We start from the raw sequence: 16,850 nt of genomic DNA, 5'->3' as shown, positions 1-16,850 counted from the left end.
GAGTGGCGATAAAAATAACTTACCTACGTGCGTCTAACAGTTGTTGCGCATTGGCTTTTGTGACTACAGTCCAAGGGATTTGGTAACGTTTATCTTTACCGTCATTCCATTGCAGTTGATCGGCATATTGTTTCCAAATAGCTGATTTGGGTTGATAGCTGTCGCCTTTGACTGACTTCATTGCGATATCAATCGAGCCCTGCATTTGAGCATTGGCATCTTGTAGGATAGAAACCATTTCTCCGTTCTGCACTGCTAGGATTGCATCAGAAACACCATCCACACCAGCAATAGCAAAGCTATTTACATCAAGGCCAGCACCTTTAATGGCTTCGATAGCACCTAAAGCCATTTCATCGTTTTGAGCGATGACGCCGTTGATTTTGCCACGGTGTTTTTGTAACCAGTTTTCCATGAGTGGCATTGCTTCTGCACGTGACCAGTTAGCCGTTTTGCGTTCTAATACTTTAATTTTTCCGGGGCCACATTCAGCGATAGCTTTATCGTTACCTTCACCTCGTTGGATCTCACCGCTACCCCCTTTAGGGCCTTCGATAATCACAACATTACCTTCACAGTTCATTTTATCGAGGACGGTTTTTGCTTCCATATAACCACCTAAAACGTCATCAGAAACAACTTCAGCGGTCATTTTATCCGTGTTGAGGCGTGCGTTAGTCACGATCACAGGGATTTTGGCATCATTTGCCATAGTGACGACATCAATGTTCGCTTCATAATCCATTGGGTTGATGATGATAGCATCTGCTTTAGTCTGAATTGCTGTTTCCGCTTGGTTGTTTTGCACCATCGGATCATAGCGCCCATCGTAAACGGTGATCACCGCTTCACCCTCTTTAACCGCAGGGTGCTCTTTGGCGGCTTTTTCCATTAATTGAACAAATTCAGCTTTCATGCCATACATCAAAATAGCAATTTTGACAGGCTCCTCTTTGGCTGCAAGCGCCATATTACTCATGAATAGTGCAGTGGTAAGAGCTGCAATTTTAGTCATTTTTTTCATTATGATACCTTTCACAGTGAGGGTCAGTGTTGTTTTAATTAGTCACGTCTTTGTTTACGTGAAGGGTCGAGCAGAACCGCGATGACGATCAACGCACCTTTAATGATTTGTTGGTAATAAGAGGGAACACCCAACAAATCTAATCCATTGTTCATAACGCCGATAATTAGCACACCAAAGAAGGTGCCAACCAGTGTACCAACGCCACCAGACATACTGGTTCCACCAATAACGACGGCAGCGATAGCATCTAGTTCATAGGCTCCACCGGCACTGGTTTGTGCAGAGCCAGTTCTTGCGGTAAGGATCAGCCCAGCAATACCCGCTAATGCACCACACAGGGTATAAACCAGCACTTTGACTTTGATGACACTAATACCGGATGTTCTTGCACTTTTAGGATTGCCACCAACCGCATAGACATAACGGCCAAATGTTGTTTTATTTAGCAATACCCAAGCGAGTGCAAAGATCACGATTAATATGACGACGGGCACGGGGATATCAAAGATATAACCATTACCTAACCATCTAAAGTCATTATTGAGTTGTGATACGGGGTTGCCGTCGGTAGTTAATAGGGTTAAGCCACGGGCAGCGGAGAGCATCCCCATGGTCACGATAAACGGTTGTAGGTTGAATCTTGCTAAAATAGTTCCGTTAATGAGACCACAGATGATACCAATGCCTAATGCGATGATCATTGGCATCATAACGGCATTCGCGGTGTCGCCAATGGATAGGCCTGCATTTGTGGTTGCAAAACGCGCTGCTACAATACCGCTCAGAGCGAGGACTGAGCCAACCGATAAGTCAACCCCCGCGGTGATAATGACGAAGGTCATGCCAATCGCTAAGATACCGTTAATTGATATTTGGCGTAAGACAATCAACATATTGTCTTGACTAAGAAAATAGTTGTTAGTCCATTCGCCGCGCGCAACTTGCACTTCACCTATCACAGCAACAATTAGGCAAAGTACAAAGAAAGCCATGATAATGCCGTACTTGTGCATGTTTTTCTTATTGCGGGCTAAAAAGGACATCCCCGTTGTTGGCGTAGAGTAAGTACTATTCATAGTTTTTCTCTTTATTTTTTGAATAAAAACCAATGTGCTGAATTAAACAGCAAGTTTCATTAATTCTGTTTGAGTTGCTTCAGTTGCCGATAACTCACCAGCTAATTCACCATCACGGAATACAATAATGCGGTCGCTCATACCGATAATTTCTGACAGTTCAGAAGAAACCATGATGATCCCTTTGCCTTTTAAAGCGAACTCCGACATATAACGATAGATTTCTTTTTTGGCTCCCACATCGATTCCACGGGTTGGTTCATCAAGTAGCATCACTTCAGGGTCGAGAAGCGCCCAACGGCCTAAGACAACCTTTTGTTGGTTACCACCACTAAGATTTCCTGCAAGTTGATCGGCATCTGGTGTTTTAATGTTGAAGAGTTTGATCATGTCATCTGCACGAGCTTGCTCTTTCTTTTCATTGATAAAACTCGCTCTGCTAATATCAGAGAATGAAGCGATATTAATGTTTTCGTTAATTGAACGACCCAGCATTAACCCCGTTTCTTTCCTGTCTTCAGTGACATAAGCAATGCCCGCTTTAATGGCATCTTGAGGGGAGTGTTTCCCTAATTGGATGTCATTAATTTTAATGGTTCCCGATGAGGCGTGTTCAATACCAAAAATAAGATCAAGAAACTCACTACGGCCCGACCCAACCAGCCCATATATTCCAAGGATCTCGCCTTTTTTCAGGGTGAGGCTGATATTTTTTATTTTATTGAGCCAACTTAATTGTTCGACAGTTAAAATAGTTTCATTAGTTGGTTGGTTGAATTTGGCGAATTCATCTTTAAATTCGCCACCGATAATATGCTCAATTAATTGTTCGCGAGTAATATCGGCAATCGCCCCTTCAGTGATAAATGTGCCATCACGGAAAATCGAAAAAGTGTCCGCGATTTGGAATATCTCGGATAGGCGGTGGGAAACATAAATAATCCCTTTGCCTTTTTGAGCTAAACGCGTAATCACATCAAAGATTTTTTGCGCATCCTCTTCACCTATTGCGGATGTTGGTTCATCCATAATGATGATGTCAGCATTTGAGTGAGAAAGTGCTTTAGCAATTTCCACCAGTTGTTGTTCAGCAACGCTGAGATTGCGCACTTTTTCTGTTGGCGAAAGATCAAAATGTAGGTCAGCCATTAAATCTGCTGTCAGTTGATTCATTTTTTTGAAATCAACGAAACCGAGTTTTTTAGGCTCGCGACCTAACCAAATATTCTCTGCAATTGTCAGATCAGGAATCGAACTCAGTTCTTGTTGAACAATCGCTATACCGGCATTGAGTGCATCCTTTGGTTGATGAAAGTGACACCGTTTTCCTTTCACAAAAATGTCGCCTGAGTCAGGCTGAATGAACCCCATTAGGATACTTAAAAAGGTCGATTTACCTGCGCCATTGCCGCCACATAAAGCATGAATAGATCCTTTTTTCAGGCTAAATTGCGCATTTTTCAGCGCAACGACTGGCCCAAACGATTTTTTAACCCCAGTAATATGTAAAAGTTCATCCGCCTGAATGCCCGCTGAGTTTGTCATACAGCCACCTCTGGATATTCAGTTTGGAGTAACGAAAGATAGTCTTGATATAAAGCTTCATAGCGAGAAACTTTTTCACTATCAGGATTGACCAGCGTGCTCTCATCAAGGTGAACGAAACGCTGGCAAATTTTTGCTAATAATTCTGTTTTATTATCTTGCTCTGTTAAGGTGTCGCACCAAACAGCTTGAATAGCCGCTCCCAGTGCGGCAGCTTCGCTGTTAGTCACACAAATAACAGGGGAATTCATAATGTTCGCGACAATTTGACGCCATTTGGCACTTTTAGCCCCGCCACCAGTTAGGCGGATTTCGTTGGTTTGTATCCCTTGTTTACGGAATAAATCAATGCCAAAGCGCAAACCATAAGTGGCGCTTTCTACGACAGCAAGGCTCAAATTTTGTGCATTTAAATTATTACTATCAATATTATGGATGCTCGCCTTAGCGAGAGGCAGTTGAGGAACACGTTCGCCATTGAAAAATGGCAGTATTTGTAACCCATTAGCACCCGGCTCTGTTTGCTCTAAGGCCTGATTAAAACCATTAAGATCAAGATTCAAAAATTTTTGTATCGTCGTGGTGGCTGATGTGACATTCATTGTGCAAATCAAAGGCAGCCAACCATTGGTTGAAGAGCAGAAACCGGCAATCATTTCTGAATCGGCGACAACAGGTGTATTCGAATAGGTAAATAGTGTGCCAGAGGTACCTAAGCTCATGGTGATGATACCCGGTATAATATTACCAGTACCAATTGCAGCCATCATGTTGTCACCCCCGCCTGATGCCACTTTCGTTTGGCTCGAAATGCCAAGTTTATGGGCGATTTCAGGAAGTACGGTGCCAATGCAGGTTTCAGCAGTGACAAGTGGAGGTAAAGCTCGTTGTAGACGGCCTGAATCATCAATTAGATTGATGGTATGAACATCCCATTCACGGGTACGAATATTTAACAGGCCAGTACCAGATGCATCACCAAATTCAGCCACACGAACGCCCGTTAGCCAAAAATTGAGGTAATCATGTGGCAGTAATACCGTCTCTAACTGTTCCCAAAGTTCAGGGTGGTGAGTTTTCAACCATAAAATTTTAGAAATGGTATAACCTGTTTGAGGCATGAGTCCGAGTTGAGATAACGCACCGTCAGTGCCACCTAAAGCATCAATGATCTTTTGGTTTTCTGCCGTTGTTTCCGTATCACACCACAGTTTAACCGGTGCGATCACTTTGCCTTGGGCATCCAAAGGCACAAAACCATGTTGTTGGCCTGAAACGGCGATTGCGGCTATCTCTTTACCATCAATACTGGCATTATTGAGCGCTTGGTGAAACGCACTGACAAGTGCGTCTGTCCACCAAGAAGCATGCTGTTCACGGCGCCCAGATGCTTCGCTAATGAGTGGGTGAGGCGCAGAGCCTTCACCCAAAATTTGTGCGCTTTCGCTATCCACGATAACGACTTTGGTACTTTGTGTACCGCAATCGATCCCAGCATACAATGTCATGTATTACTCCATTTCCAGCACAATCTTAATATCGGTTGGACGGCCTTCAGCTGCACGCTCATAAGCCTCAACACTGTCTTTAAACTTATAAGTGGCTGACAACAAAGGTTTTACGTTGAGCTTACCGGAACTGAGTAGGCGGATAGTACGTGGGTACATGTTTGCGTAACGGAAAATGGTTTTAAACGTAATTTCTTTCGCTTGCGCTGAAACAATATCTAAAGGCGCAGGATCAATTGGCATACCAACTAATACGGCAGTTCCACCCGGTGCCATATGCTCAGTGATATTAGCGATCACCGCTTTCGCTCCGCTGCATTCGAATAAGACATTCACCCCATTACCTTCAGTGAGTTCATTAACTTTATCGGCGATAGCTTGAGTATCTTTGCTATTGATAGGGTGTAGGCCTGAATATTGTTTAGCGACTTCCAGTTTTTTATCGAAGAGGTCACAGATGATGACATCTGAACAGCCGCCAGCGAGTGCAGACAACGCGGTGATAATACCGATAGTTCCCGCACCAATAACGAGTGCGATATCACCGGGCTTGATTTCAGCTTTGGTCGCGGCTTGCATACCGATAGCGAGTGGTTCAACCATTGCGCCTTCAGCAAAAGAGACATTTTCAGGTAATTTAAAAGTGAACGCAGCGGGATGAATAACGCTCTCGCGTAGGCAACCATCAACAGGAGGAGTCGCCCAAAAGCGTACAGCGGGATCGAGGTTGTACAGGCCAGCGCGCGATTGCGTGGATTGTAAATTAGGAATACCGGGTTCCATACATACGCGATCGCCAACTTTTAGATGAGTGACATTTTTACCAACAGCGGTAATTACGCCGGATGCTTCATGGCCCAAAATCATTGGCTTTTCAACGACGAAGGGGCCGATACGACCATGTTGGTAGTAGTGAACATCACTACCGCAAATGCCTACGGTATGAATTTTAATTTCGACATCATCCTCTCCAAGGACTTCAGGACTTTGCCAATCTTGAATAGAAATTTTCCCTGCTTTTTCGAGTACTAATGCTTTCATGATTACCTCTGGCTCATTTTTATGGTATCGATATCATTTTTATGATGCGGATATTAGATCGAATTTTATTATTTTTATGTGACGCAGGTTATAGTTTCATTAAATGAGTGGCATTTTTGTAAACAAAAGCGGAAGAATAGGCTACCTGATCACATTTTTTGAGGGGGGGATGCCGTTATAATGTTATCGGTATCATTGAGGAGAGCAGAGCATGAATAAAGCACACTATCGGCAGCAAGTCGTTAATTTTCTAGAAAAAGCACATATCCGTCTCACAGAAGAAGAAAAAGCACGAATTGAGATCGCCAGTTTTGGATTACCAGACTATCCACGTTCAGGCTTACAACTGTTAACTTATTGTAATAGCGAACGTTATTGTGCTAAAGAGTTGGTGCTGTTTCCCCATCAGGTTTGCCCTGAGCATCGGCATCCACCGTTTGGCTCTTCAATGGGTAAGCAAGAAACTTTTCGTTGTCGGTGGGGGGAAGTATACCTATTTGTTGATGATGATTCGTTAACATTGAATAAAAATGAATCGGGGGAACCGATTTGCCCTAAACCAGAAGGTGATGAGCAGTGGTATCAGTGTGACCGCTTTATTTTACTCAAACCGGGAGAGCAGTATACGATAAAACCTAATACATTACATTGGTTTAAAGCTGGCAGTATGGGAGCGGTTGTTTCTGAGTTCTCAAGTGAAAGTCGTGATGAATTTGATATTTTTACCGACCCAAGAGTACGACGTTTAGAAGGGATCGAATAATATTACGGTTTTGCATGACTGAAACGATTAAATGATACTATAATGGTACGAAATGATACTTAATTTAATAAGGAGATGAAATTGGCCGATCATAAGTCACAGAAAGTGACATTAGAAAATGTCGCAGCGCTTGCTAATGTCAGCAAAATCACCGCATCACGCGCTTTTTCTCAGCCAGATAAAGTTCATCCCGAGACGCTGAAAAGGATTTTAGAGGCGGCAGACAAAATCGGTTATGTCGTTAATGCCGTAGCGCGCAATTTACGTGCTAAGTCATCAAAAACGATTGGTATTGTTAGCCCCGATATGGGGAACCCATTTTTTGGTGGTTTAGCGAAGTTGATGACACAAGAAGCCTATCAAGTAGGGTACGACACATTGGTTTTTGATTCTTATGAGTCAAAGGAAAATGAGGCGCGTATCATTGAAAAGTTGATAGGCTATAATGTTGACGCCATCATTCTTTCTGTGGTTTCGTCTGATCGTTTTTATAAGCCCGATTATTTTCGGCAGCTTGAGCTGCTAAATATCCCTGTTATTTTAGTCGACCGAGAAGTTGATATTAAGCACTGTAGTGGTGTTTATATTGATAATTTAGACTGTGGTTTGCAAGCCGGGCGTTTTATACAGTCACAAGAGGCAAAAAGTGTTGTCATTGTTTCAGGACCCGAAGATTCTAATGTCGCACGGGATAGGGTGACAGGGCTTAAAGCTGCATTACAAGGAAGTGTCGATAAGGTTGAAATTTTATATGCAGATTTTCTGATGGATGAAGCTTATAAAGTAACGGATAGCTATCTACAAAAAAACAGTGCCCCTGATTTCTTTGTCGGCTGTAATAACCAGATTTCTTTGGGGATCATCAAGGCTTGTATTAAGCATCAAATTTCATTACGTGATGATGTTTCACTGTTTAGTATTGATGAGGTCTCTTATTCATCAATTTATGGTTTTAACTTCCCTTGTATCTCGCACGATTTGCAAGAAATCTCTTGGCAAGTGATTAACATGGCGGTGAGAAGGGCATCGGATGAAACAGCGAAGCCAGCAAAGGTTATTGTTAGAGGTAAACTCACCAATACGGTTTAGTCAATTTTCCTTTCATAGAATGGTGAAAATATTGTTGTTATCATAACTTAACGTGTCTGAATAAGACTATTATGGGTGATATTTCATGAGGAAATATCATTTTTATATCTCTATAGTGATACTTGCCAAGATAGACTAAAAGCCAATGTTTGGGGGCATTAGTGAGATGAAAGACCGTTATGACATCAAGTTTTCACTTTCTATTTCTGAAATACGAAAAATACAAAAGTATATAAAAGCAAACAAAGTGATAAGCGTGGCTAAACCCTATCATTGGGTCCTTAATATAGCCAATCTAAGCTTGTATAGTCTTGTCATCGGTTTATTATTCTTTTTTGCTATTGCATTATTGCTGTTGTTATCGACAGAGATAGACCCGAGTATGGCTCGCTTACAAAGAATGAGTGGCACAGCCCTAGCATTTATTGTCATAGCAGTGATGGCGCTCCTTCTTTCTAGTGTGTTAGAAAAATATTTTATGAAAAAATATGAACACAAAGAGCAAAACGATGAGACATATATTAGACATATTAAAATTAACCGTTATTTTATTGAGTTCATCCAAGATAACAGTATGTATAAGGTGTTATGGCCTCGAGTTAACAAGGTTGATGTGCAAGAAGATTTGATATTTGTCCATGTTGGAGATAATGATTTTATTATTTTCCCTACACGAGTGTTTTCTTCACAAGAAGAATTTCAGCAACTTTATTCGTTTATTAAAAAGCAAATCGAGCGACATACGGTGCCATAATAAGCTGTTAAGTGAAGAAAAGTGCACGATTGTTTCGCTTTTTGGTGGTTCAATGGCGTTATAATGTATCGGTATCTTTAATCGACTTTAATATAGGTTTTTATGGGCATAGAATACCGCAGTCTGCATACCAGCCAATTGACACTGAGTGAAAAAGAAGCGCTTTACGATTTATTAATTGAAGGTTTTGAAGGCGATTTTTCGCATGACGATTTCGCGCACACTTTAGGTGGAATGCACGTCATGGCTTTTGATCAACAAAAATTGGTTGGTCATGTTGCAATTATTCAACGCCATATGGCCCTAGATAATACGCCTATCTCTGTAGGGTATGTTGAAGCGATGGTAGTTGAACAAAGTTATCGTCGCCAAGGTATTGGGCGGCAATTGATGCTGCAAACCAATAAAATTATAGCTTCGTGTTATCAATTAGGGCTGCTGTCGGCTTCAGATGATGGACAAAAATTGTATCATTCGGTTGGATGGCAAATCTGGAAAGGTAAGTTGTTTGAATTGAAACAAGGGAGCTATATCCGTTCTATTGAAGAAGAAGGCGGAGTCATGGGCTGGAAAGCGGATGGTGAGGTTGATTTTACCGCTTCGCTTTACTGTGATTTTCGTGGCGGTGATCAGTGGTAATCAAAATTGATAATATAGCGTTATTATTCTGGATTACTGTTAATAATATTTAGGTTAGTTTTCATTTTATTGATAAAAATAAAACCATTAAATGGTAATCCAGTTTGACAACAAAATTGTTATATATAGAATACAGGCTGATTTTTAGTCTAAGGACTCGTAAGCGTTTACGTTAATCAACGCATATAACTTGTCATGCAACAGTTATATGCTGTTGTGTTCGTCTTATTTGGAGTCTGCACGATGTCTTCACAAAATAAAAATACCCTCTTTGGAATACCTAAACTTCCCACCAGAGCACTGATCTTTTTGATCCCTTTTTTCTTGTCATTAGTGATGAGTGGTATTGTTTCTTTAATCAGTACAGTTAAAGCGTTAGGGTTGAATAGTGAAATGCTAGCACCTTGGTTAAGTTCTTGGATGTTATCATGGATAATTGCTTTTCCTACCGTACTGGTCGTTCTGCCACTAGCGAAAAGATTCTCTCTATTTTTTGTTAAGAGTTAAGTAATCGCCATCCTTATGATGGATGGCGTATTGGTATTATTAAGTTATCTGCGCTTTTTGTGGTAATGCTGGTTTTGGGTAAGCCAAATATCTTGTCAAAGGCTCAATTAATAAAGAATGTGTAGATAGAGATACACATAATTAAAGCCAAATCCAATATCAGAACTTGTAACAAACTCATTGATGGCCACCAAATTCATACGAGATCAATAGTGAGTCGCTACAAATAAGGGCCATCAGCGACTGAATCCCTTATTTTCAATTCAGACGTAAAGATGTTTTCTTTTGAAAAATAGCCACCATCAAGCATCGAAATAGTGCGATGGATCGCCTCATTAATCATTGCACTTATGGGATCTTTAATGCTGGATAAAGCAGGTTTTAGGAAGGGGGCTAATGGAATATCATCGAAACCGATAACGGAAACGTGCTGTGGAACGGTTATACCTGCATCATCCAACGCTTTGATTGCACCAATGGCCATATCGTCATTACTGGCTAGAATAGCGGTGAAAGGCGTCGCTTGCTGCTGTAATTTTATTACGGCCTGAGTACCACAAGATGGTGTCCAGTGACCAGAAATAATTAGTGACTCATTAATATCAATACCATTGGCAGATAAGGCATCTTTATAACCAGACAGGCGTTCAATCGCGGTTGGCGAGTCCATTGAACCAGTGATAAAGGCAATTTCTTTATGCCCTCGGGAAATGAGATACTGTGTCGCATTAAAACTGGCACCCCTATGATCGCAGACAACACAGTGACTGTGATTTTTTCTCAGTTTACGGTTCACAACCATAATCGGTTGGGTATGTTGATCAATGATTTCATCTATCTGGCTAATACTCAGAAAGCGTGAATAAACAATAATCGCATCACAACGCAATCCGAGCAAAAATTGAATCGCAGCATGCTCTTCCTCTGCACTGTGCTTTCCATCAACAAGGAGCAGTTGCCGGCCATTGTCCTCTAGTTTTTTTGCTGCTTGTGACAGGATTTCATTAAAATAACTGCCCTGATAAAGATTATTGGTCACCACCAAACCAATGCAGGCGGATTTGCTGGTTGAAAGGTGACGCGCTAGTAAATTAGGACGATAGCCGGTTTCTTCAATGGCTTGATAGACCCGTACTTTGGTCTCCTCGCTGGTGTAGCCTTTTCCAGATAGTACTCGCGAAACTGTCGCTTTTGATACGTTTGCCCGTTTCGCTACTTCCTGCATTGTAGACATATCTTTATCCTGACAAATTGATATCAAAATCATTTTACACTTTTATATAGGGAGATGCAGAGGTCTATGTCACTACCAAAGCGGATCCCAGCCAAAACCCAATCCTATTACGTGAAAACTGTCACATAAAAACAATTAAAATAATAAACGTCTTGAACTACTTTCAAATATATTAAATATTATATGTAACCGGTTACCTATTTGTTGCCCAGTAATATAAACACTTAAGCAATGATATTAAATATCTATTAATACATAGGTTTAGGTGCGTTTACAAAAAACCAGAATATGTATTCGTTACGGGTATAGCTGCATACCGCTGAATGAAAAGTGTGATTACAAGAGAGCATTTAATTATGTCAAAGAACTATGTGGCTGTTTCCCGTGCAATTGTTGATGCTATTGGCGGGAGTGAAAATATCACTGCTATTACTCACTGTATGACCCGTCTGCGGCTTGTATTGAAAAGCGATAAGCCTGTTGACCTTGCACGCTTAAAAAGTATCGATGGTGTGCTGGGTGTAGTGAAGATGGACTTACAGTATCAGATCATCATTGGTAATACAGTTTCAAAGGTTTATGAGCAAGTGATCAAGTTGCTACCAGAAGGAGCTGTGCAGGAAACTCAACTTATCGCTAAAAAAAGCTGGTCCTTTCGCCGTGTAGGAAGCGGTATTCTCGATGCTTTAATCAGCACGATGTCACCGCTGATCCCTGCGATTATTGGCGCGTCAATGGTAAAATTACTGGCCATGATCCTCGAGATGTCTGGTATTCTGACAAAAAGTTCCTCCACATTTATTTTGCTCAATGTCATTGGTGATGGGGCATTTTTCTTCTTACCGATTATGGTTGCCGCCTCTGCTGCACTGAAATTCAAAACCAATATGTCGCTCGCCATTGCTATTTCAGGGGTGTTGGTGCATCCAGCATTTATTGAATTAATGGCTAAAGCAGCGCAAGGTCAACCTGTCGATTTTATTGGAATTTCAATTACTCCAGTAAAATACACCTATACTGTGATCCCGGCATTATGCATGACTTGGATCCTCTCTTATATTGAAAAGTGGATTGATAAAATCACCCCTGCGGTTACAAAAAATTTCCTTAAACCGATGCTCATTGTGCTGATAGCTTCGCCGATTGCCATTATCCTGATTGGGCCGATGGGGGTCTGGATTGGGAGTGGCATTTCAGCGCTGGTTTACACTATTCATGACTATCTTGGTTGGTTATCTGTCGCCATTATGGGAGCTATTTGGCCACTGCTTGTCATGACGGGTATGCATAGAGTATTTACTCCAACCATTATTCAGACAATTGCTGAGACAGGAAAAGAAGGCATGGTGATGCCATCTGAAATTGGTGCCAACCTCTCATTGGGTGGCTCATCGCTGGCGGTTGCTTGGCGGACGAAAAACCCTGAATTACGTCAGACGGCACTTGCCGCTGCGGCCTCAGCGATTGTCGCCGGGATCACAGAGCCTGCACTGTATGGCGTAGTAATACGTCTTAAGAAACCTTTAATCGCTTGTTTAATCACTGGATTTTTCTGTGGTGCAATTGCTGGAATCGGTGGTTTAGCAAGTCACTCTATGGCCGCTCCGGGTCTATTCACCAGCGTACAGTTTTTTGATCCACAAAATCCGATGAGTATCGTTTGGGTATTTGGAGTCATGATCTTGTCGGTGGTAATGTCATTTATTGTGACACTGCTACTTGGGTTTGAAGATATTCCTGTTGAAAAACAGGATGATAAACCAAAACAGCTAGCACAGGCTTTATCTCGTTCGTAACAAATAATTATCTGAGTGAATGAATAAATCAGGAGAAACACGTATGTCCACAGCAAAATTCCCCAAGAATTTCCTTTGGGGGGGAGCTATCTCAGCCAATCAAGCTGAGGGAGCATACCGTGAAAGTGGAAAAGGGCTGACCACGGTGGACATGATCCCTTATGGTAGTCATCGGATGCCGGTTAAACTGGGGTTGGAACAACGCTATAGCTTACGTAAGGATGAATATTACCCCAGTCACCAATCTATTGATTTTTATCATCACTATAAAGAAGACATCGCACTGTTCGCGGAAATGGGCTTTAGTGTGTTTAGAACGTCCATCGCATGGAGTCGGCTTTATCCTAATGGTGATGAGTTGGCGCCTAATGCTGAAGGCATTGCTTTCTATCGTGATCTGTTTAATGAGTGTAAGAAATACAATATTGAGCCACTCGTTACTTTATGCCACTTCGATGTTCCCATGCACTTGGTGACTGAGTATGGTTCATGGCGTAACCGAAAAATGGTGGGTTTTTTTAGCCGCTACGCGCGAACCTGTTTCGAAGAGTTTAATGGCTTAGTAAAGTACTGGCTTACTTTCAATGAAATCAACATTATGCTGCACAGCCCTTTTTCTGCCGCAGGGCTTGTTTTCAAGGCTGATGAAGATCCTGAACAGGTTAAATATCAAGCAGCTCATCATGTGTTAGTGGCCAGCGCTTTAGCGACATGTATTGCGCATGAAGTTAATCCTGAAAACCAAGTTGGCTGTATGTTAGCTGGAGGGGGATTTTATCCTTGGTCATGTCGTCCTGATGATGTATGGGCGGCACTGAATAAAGATCGCGAGAACCTCTTTTTCACGGATATACAGGTACGTGGATATTATCCAGCTTATGCAACTCGCTTATTTAAAGAGAAGAACATTTCGCTTGTTGTAGAGCCAGAAGATGAAGCGATTCTCACCAATACCGTCGATTTTGTCTCTTTTAGTTACTACACTTCCCGTTGCACTTCCGCAGAAATGAGCGAGCAGAATAGCAGCGAAGCCAACGTCGTTAAGTCCTTGAAAAACCCCTATATCAAGGTTAGTGATTGGGGATGGGGTATCGATCCCTTGGGCTTACGTATCACGATGAATATGATGTATGACCGTTATCAAAAACCACTTTTTTTAGTCGAAAATGGGTTCGGTGCAAAAGATGAAGTGACGGAAGACGGCGAAATTAATGATGATTATCGGATTAGCTACTTACGTAGCCATATTCGTGCTATGGCTGAGGCTATTGGGGATGGTATTCCGGTAATCGGCTACACAGCATGGTCTTGTATTGATTTGGTTGCTGCGTCCACTGGGGAATTAAGTAAACGCTATGGCTTTATTTATGTTGATCTTGACGATCAAGGTAGGGGAACACGTGAACGAAAGAAAAAAAAATCCTTCTACTGGTATCAAAAAGTCATCGCGAGTCATGGGGAGGATCTGGAATAACAGAATCCCCTAGTTCAGTGTTTAACTAGGGGCTATTAAAACGGTGAAAACGTTCTAGTGTAGCCAAAAAAGTCATTTATGACCGTTACAGAGAAATAGGGTAATTCATGATGGCCTCATTTCGGTGAATTACCTTGAAGCGATGGTTGTTGATCAAAGTTATCGTCGCCAAGGAATTGCGCGAGTTTGATTCTGTATACCCATGAAATCATGGAGGCATGTTACCAGCGAGGAATGTTATCCGCTTCAAAGGAAGGGAAAACGCTCTCTCATTCAGTTGGCTGGAAGGTAGAAAGCGGCATTGTTTGAACGACAACAGTCACTCTATTGAAGAAGTGGGTGGAGTAATGATGGGATGGTCAGTGAATGATAATATGATTGGCTAGTGTTTGCGGGTTATTCTAACTATTTCGTCAACAACCAAATAGCCATCCTTATTTAGGATGGCTATTTGAGTTAGCTCATTAATGACTGTGCTCCTGTTGCGGCAAGGCAGATGCCGGAAGCCCAAATATCTTGTCAAAGGCCCAATTAAAAAAGAATGTGTAGATAGGGATAAAAATAATTAAAGCAAAATCCAATATCAGAGCTTGTAACAAGCTAATTGATAGCCACCAAGCAATCAATGGAATTAGAAAGATCACCAAGGTTAATTGAAATAAAACCGCATGGGCAAACCGGCGGCGAAATGTGCGAATTCGGGATTTCTGTTTGGATTCCCAATATTCAAAAGCGACATTGAAAATAAAGTTCCAACTAACGGCGATAGTGGTTATTACCAAAGCCAATGGCCCAGTTGTACCCGCTGAATTCCCCGAAAGAAATGCGAGTGCTAATGATGAAATCACCCAGCCAATCACTTCATAGGCGGTGATAAAAACAATTTTACGCTTAATACCTTGCATGTTTTATCTCATTTACTGTGTCGTCAGGTCTGGTAAATTAAATCAAGATTGATGATAATAAAAGTCAGCTACTATCAATATTATTGAAAGGTTAGAGATGCCATTTAACAGTGATAATTTAATGATCTTTTTAACGGTATTAGAAAAAGGATCTTTTTCAGCAGCGGCAAGGGCATTACACCGTGTGCCGTCCGCGGTGAGTATGGCTATCGCCAATTTAGAGGCGGAGTTGGGCTTTTTGCTGTTTGAAAGGCATACAAGGGAGCCTAAACCAACCGAAAAAGCGCTGGCCTTAGCACCTTATGCACGTAATATTGTGGATAATCTATGGCAGTTGAATGTATTTTCTCGCGAGTTGACTCAAGGGGTAGAAAGTACGTTAACGATTGGAATTGCGGAAGGAATTAACCCTGATTTATTATTTGATGCGCTAAAAATATTGAGTCAGCGCTACCCATTAATGCATGTGGAATTAATGACCGCGCCTCAAGATGATATTTTACCTTTATTGCATCAAAATCATATTCAATTAGCCATTGCATTTGGTGGTATATCGGTCAATTCACAAGAACAGTTTCACTGTATTGGCTATGAGTCTTTAGTCGCAACCATCTCATCAAAACATCCATCAATTGGGCATTCAGCTTCCTTATATATGGAAGATCTCGTGCAAACTCGTCAAATAATTATTACTAGTTTTCAGCATCAGCTCAGCGATATTCGTGCTGTAGTTGCGACTAATTATTGGCGAACAGATAATTTTTCAATGGCATTGGGATTAGTTGAAGCTGGAATGGGATGGGGAAATTTACCCCTCTCTTTAATTAAAGATAAATTACAGCAGGGTTCACTGAAACGATTAGAGTTTAAAAATACGCCGAATGGCTTAGAGCTACCGATACATATTGTTTGCTTGAAAGGTCAGGTGTTAAAGCGTGGTGCACAGGAATGTATTGAATTATTAAAGGCAAATAATCAATTAATGCAATCTTCCCGTGTTTGAAAACGGTTCTAATGTAGAGAATACTTTTATGTCACTAAACATTATTGGTTTATTCTTTTTAACGGCGCTAGCTGAGATTGCAGGTTGCTATTTCCCGTATTTATGGATGAAAAAGCAAGGTGGTGCATGGTTACTTTTGCCTGCTGCACTATGTTTAATGTTGTTTGTTTGGTTGCTGACGCTCCATCCTGAAGCAAGTGGGCGAATTTATGCAACATATGGGGGGATCTATATTGCAACTGCATTGATATGGTTGCGTATAGTCGATGGTGTATCATTAAACACAACGGACTGGGTGGGGGCTGTAGTAGTATTTATTGGTGCTGGTATTATTATTAGTGGTTGGAAATAGCGTTTAATTTTAAATTAATATAATTAGTTAACGCTTATTAATGAAAAGGGATTTTTGTTTTTAGTTGGATGATTATTTGAATTAAAGTAAAATTACGTATTCCTAAAGTTAAATTTAATAATAATGATAAATAGCGC

At 41.3% G+C, this 16,850-nt stretch carries 16 protein-coding genes; 9 read left to right on the top strand and 7 right to left on the bottom strand.

The genetic code is table 11. The features are described from left to right. Positions 1–19: 19 nt before the first annotated feature. From PR699_RS11515 to PR699_RS11495, 5 genes are read right to left on the bottom strand one after another with little or no spacing between them, the layout of a single operon-like run. Positions 20–1,024: a substrate-binding domain-containing protein gene (locus PR699_RS11515; protein ID WP_014657986.1), complete on the bottom strand. Its 1,005-nt coding sequence runs from the start codon at positions 1,022–1,024 to the stop codon at positions 20–22. A gap of 38 nt (positions 1,025–1,062) precedes the next feature. Beyond that, positions 1,063–2,103, bottom strand: a complete 1,041-nt coding sequence (locus PR699_RS11510) for an ABC transporter permease (protein WP_041705245.1) — start codon at positions 2,101–2,103, stop codon at positions 1,063–1,065. Between the two features lie 42 nt (positions 2,104–2,145). Then, a complete protein-coding gene (locus tag PR699_RS11505; protein ID WP_004918294.1) occupies positions 2,146–3,648 on the bottom strand; it encodes a sugar ABC transporter ATP-binding protein in 1,503 nt (500 codons plus the stop codon). Next, positions 3,645–5,156: a xylulokinase gene (gene xylB / locus PR699_RS11500; RefSeq protein ID WP_004918297.1), complete on the bottom strand. Its 1,512-nt coding sequence runs from the start codon at positions 5,154–5,156 to the stop codon at positions 3,645–3,647. The genes PR699_RS11505 and xylB overlap by 4 nt, the downstream gene beginning before the upstream one ends. 3 nt (positions 5,157–5,159) lie before the next feature. After that, positions 5,160–6,197, bottom strand: a complete 1,038-nt coding sequence (locus PR699_RS11495; RefSeq protein WP_014657988.1) for an NAD(P)-dependent alcohol dehydrogenase — start codon at positions 6,195–6,197, stop codon at positions 5,160–5,162. A 211-nt stretch (positions 6,198–6,408) separates the two neighbouring features. On the opposite strand from PR699_RS11495, the gene PR699_RS11490 reads away from it, so the two are divergent. The 5 genes from PR699_RS11490 to PR699_RS11470 all read left to right on the top strand — a co-directional run bounded on the left by PR699_RS11490 (position 6,409) and on the right by PR699_RS11470 (position 9,949). Further along, the gene (locus PR699_RS11490; RefSeq protein ID WP_014657989.1) at positions 6,409–6,960 is read left to right on the top strand and encodes a D-lyxose/D-mannose family sugar isomerase; all 552 of its coding nucleotides are present in this window, start codon (positions 6,409–6,411) and stop codon (positions 6,958–6,960) included. An 81-nt stretch (positions 6,961–7,041) separates the two neighbouring features. Then, on the top strand, positions 7,042–8,049 hold the full coding sequence (locus PR699_RS11485; RefSeq protein ID WP_014657990.1) for a LacI family DNA-binding transcriptional regulator: 1,008 nt from the start codon (positions 7,042–7,044) through the stop codon (positions 8,047–8,049). A 166-nt stretch (positions 8,050–8,215) separates the two neighbouring features. Then, positions 8,216–8,803, top strand: a complete 588-nt coding sequence (locus tag PR699_RS11480; RefSeq protein ID WP_230089751.1) for a YcxB family protein — start codon at positions 8,216–8,218, stop codon at positions 8,801–8,803. 102 nt (positions 8,804–8,905) lie between these two features. After that, positions 8,906–9,442, top strand: coding sequence for an aminoglycoside N-acetyltransferase AAC(2')-Ia (gene aac(2')-Ia / locus PR699_RS11475; protein WP_004918308.1), 537 nt, complete (start codon positions 8,906–8,908; stop codon positions 9,440–9,442). Between the two features lie 243 nt (positions 9,443–9,685). Further along, complete coding sequence (locus tag PR699_RS11470) at positions 9,686–9,949, top strand: DUF2798 domain-containing protein (protein WP_014657992.1); 264 nt, start codon at positions 9,686–9,688, stop codon at positions 9,947–9,949. Positions 9,950–10,169: 220 nt separating this feature from the next. On the opposite strand, the gene PR699_RS11465 is transcribed toward PR699_RS11470, so the two are convergent. Then, positions 10,170–11,183 (bottom strand): LacI family DNA-binding transcriptional regulator, encoded by a 1,014-nt coding sequence (locus PR699_RS11465; RefSeq protein ID WP_014657993.1) that lies wholly within the window; start codon positions 11,181–11,183, stop codon positions 10,170–10,172. A gap of 356 nt (positions 11,184–11,539) precedes the next feature. Between PR699_RS11465 and ascF the strand changes: the two genes are divergently transcribed. Together ascF and PR699_RS11455 are read left to right on the top strand one after the other, a co-directional pair. Next, a complete protein-coding gene (gene ascF, locus PR699_RS11460; RefSeq protein ID WP_014657994.1) occupies positions 11,540–12,979 on the top strand; it encodes a PTS cellobiose/arbutin/salicin transporter subunit IIBC in 1,440 nt (479 codons plus the stop codon). A 43-nt stretch (positions 12,980–13,022) separates the two neighbouring features. Continuing rightward, on the top strand, positions 13,023–14,453 hold the full coding sequence (locus tag PR699_RS11455; RefSeq protein ID WP_272572897.1) for a 6-phospho-beta-glucosidase: 1,431 nt from the start codon (positions 13,023–13,025) through the stop codon (positions 14,451–14,453). Between the two features lie 464 nt (positions 14,454–14,917). On the opposite strand, the gene PR699_RS11450 is transcribed toward PR699_RS11455, so the two are convergent. Continuing rightward, the gene (locus tag PR699_RS11450) at positions 14,918–15,358 is read right to left on the bottom strand and encodes a PACE efflux transporter (RefSeq protein WP_004918323.1); all 441 of its coding nucleotides are present in this window, start codon (positions 15,356–15,358) and stop codon (positions 14,918–14,920) included. Between the two features lie 97 nt (positions 15,359–15,455). Between PR699_RS11450 and PR699_RS11445 the strand changes: the two genes are divergently transcribed. Both PR699_RS11445 and PR699_RS11440 read left to right on the top strand, forming a co-directional pair. Beyond that, on the top strand, positions 15,456–16,361 hold the full coding sequence (locus PR699_RS11445) for a LysR family transcriptional regulator (RefSeq protein ID WP_004918324.1): 906 nt from the start codon (positions 15,456–15,458) through the stop codon (positions 16,359–16,361). 28 nt (positions 16,362–16,389) lie between these two features. After that, on the top strand, positions 16,390–16,713 hold the full coding sequence (locus tag PR699_RS11440; protein ID WP_014657996.1) for a YnfA family protein: 324 nt from the start codon (positions 16,390–16,392) through the stop codon (positions 16,711–16,713). The last annotated feature ends 137 nt before the right edge of the window (positions 16,714–16,850 follow it).

The sequence above is a fragment of the Providencia sp. PROV268 genome (assembly GCF_028477805.1).
In the GTDB taxonomy this organism is placed as follows: Bacteria; Pseudomonadota; Gammaproteobacteria; order Enterobacterales; family Enterobacteriaceae; genus Providencia; species Providencia stuartii.
Note: the sequence above shows the minus strand (reverse complement) of the source record. Positions and strands in the feature narration are given on the sequence as shown.

Excerpts from the sequence above, each read along its gene's own strand:
- PR699_RS11515 (WP_014657986.1), bottom strand. The coding sequence starts at position 1,024 with ATGAAAAAAATGACTAAAATTGCAGCTCTTACCACTGCACTATTCATG.
- PR699_RS11510 (WP_041705245.1), bottom strand. The coding sequence starts at position 2,103 with ATGAATAGTACTTACTCTACGCCAACAACGGGGATGTCCTTTTTAGCC.
- PR699_RS11505 (WP_004918294.1), bottom strand. The coding sequence starts at position 3,648 with ATGACAAACTCAGCGGGCATTCAGGCGGATGAACTTTTACATATTACT.
- xylB (WP_004918297.1), bottom strand. The coding sequence starts at position 5,156 with ATGACATTGTATGCTGGGATCGATTGCGGTACACAAAGTACCAAAGTC.
- PR699_RS11495 (WP_014657988.1), bottom strand. The coding sequence starts at position 6,197 with ATGAAAGCATTAGTACTCGAAAAAGCAGGGAAAATTTCTATTCAAGAT.
- PR699_RS11490 (WP_014657989.1), top strand. The coding sequence starts at position 6,409 with ATGAATAAAGCACACTATCGGCAGCAAGTCGTTAATTTTCTAGAAAAA.
- PR699_RS11480 (WP_230089751.1), top strand. The coding sequence starts at position 8,216 with ATGAAAGACCGTTATGACATCAAGTTTTCACTTTCTATTTCTGAAATA.
- PR699_RS11470 (WP_014657992.1), top strand. The coding sequence starts at position 9,686 with ATGTCTTCACAAAATAAAAATACCCTCTTTGGAATACCTAAACTTCCC.
- PR699_RS11465 (WP_014657993.1), bottom strand. The coding sequence starts at position 11,183 with ATGTCTACAATGCAGGAAGTAGCGAAACGGGCAAACGTATCAAAAGCG.
- ascF (WP_014657994.1), top strand. The coding sequence starts at position 11,540 with ATGTCAAAGAACTATGTGGCTGTTTCCCGTGCAATTGTTGATGCTATT.
- PR699_RS11455 (WP_272572897.1), top strand. The coding sequence starts at position 13,023 with ATGTCCACAGCAAAATTCCCCAAGAATTTCCTTTGGGGGGGAGCTATC.
- PR699_RS11450 (WP_004918323.1), bottom strand. The coding sequence starts at position 15,358 with ATGCAAGGTATTAAGCGTAAAATTGTTTTTATCACCGCCTATGAAGTG.
- PR699_RS11445 (WP_004918324.1), top strand. The coding sequence starts at position 15,456 with ATGCCATTTAACAGTGATAATTTAATGATCTTTTTAACGGTATTAGAA.
- PR699_RS11440 (WP_014657996.1), top strand. The coding sequence starts at position 16,390 with ATGTCACTAAACATTATTGGTTTATTCTTTTTAACGGCGCTAGCTGAG.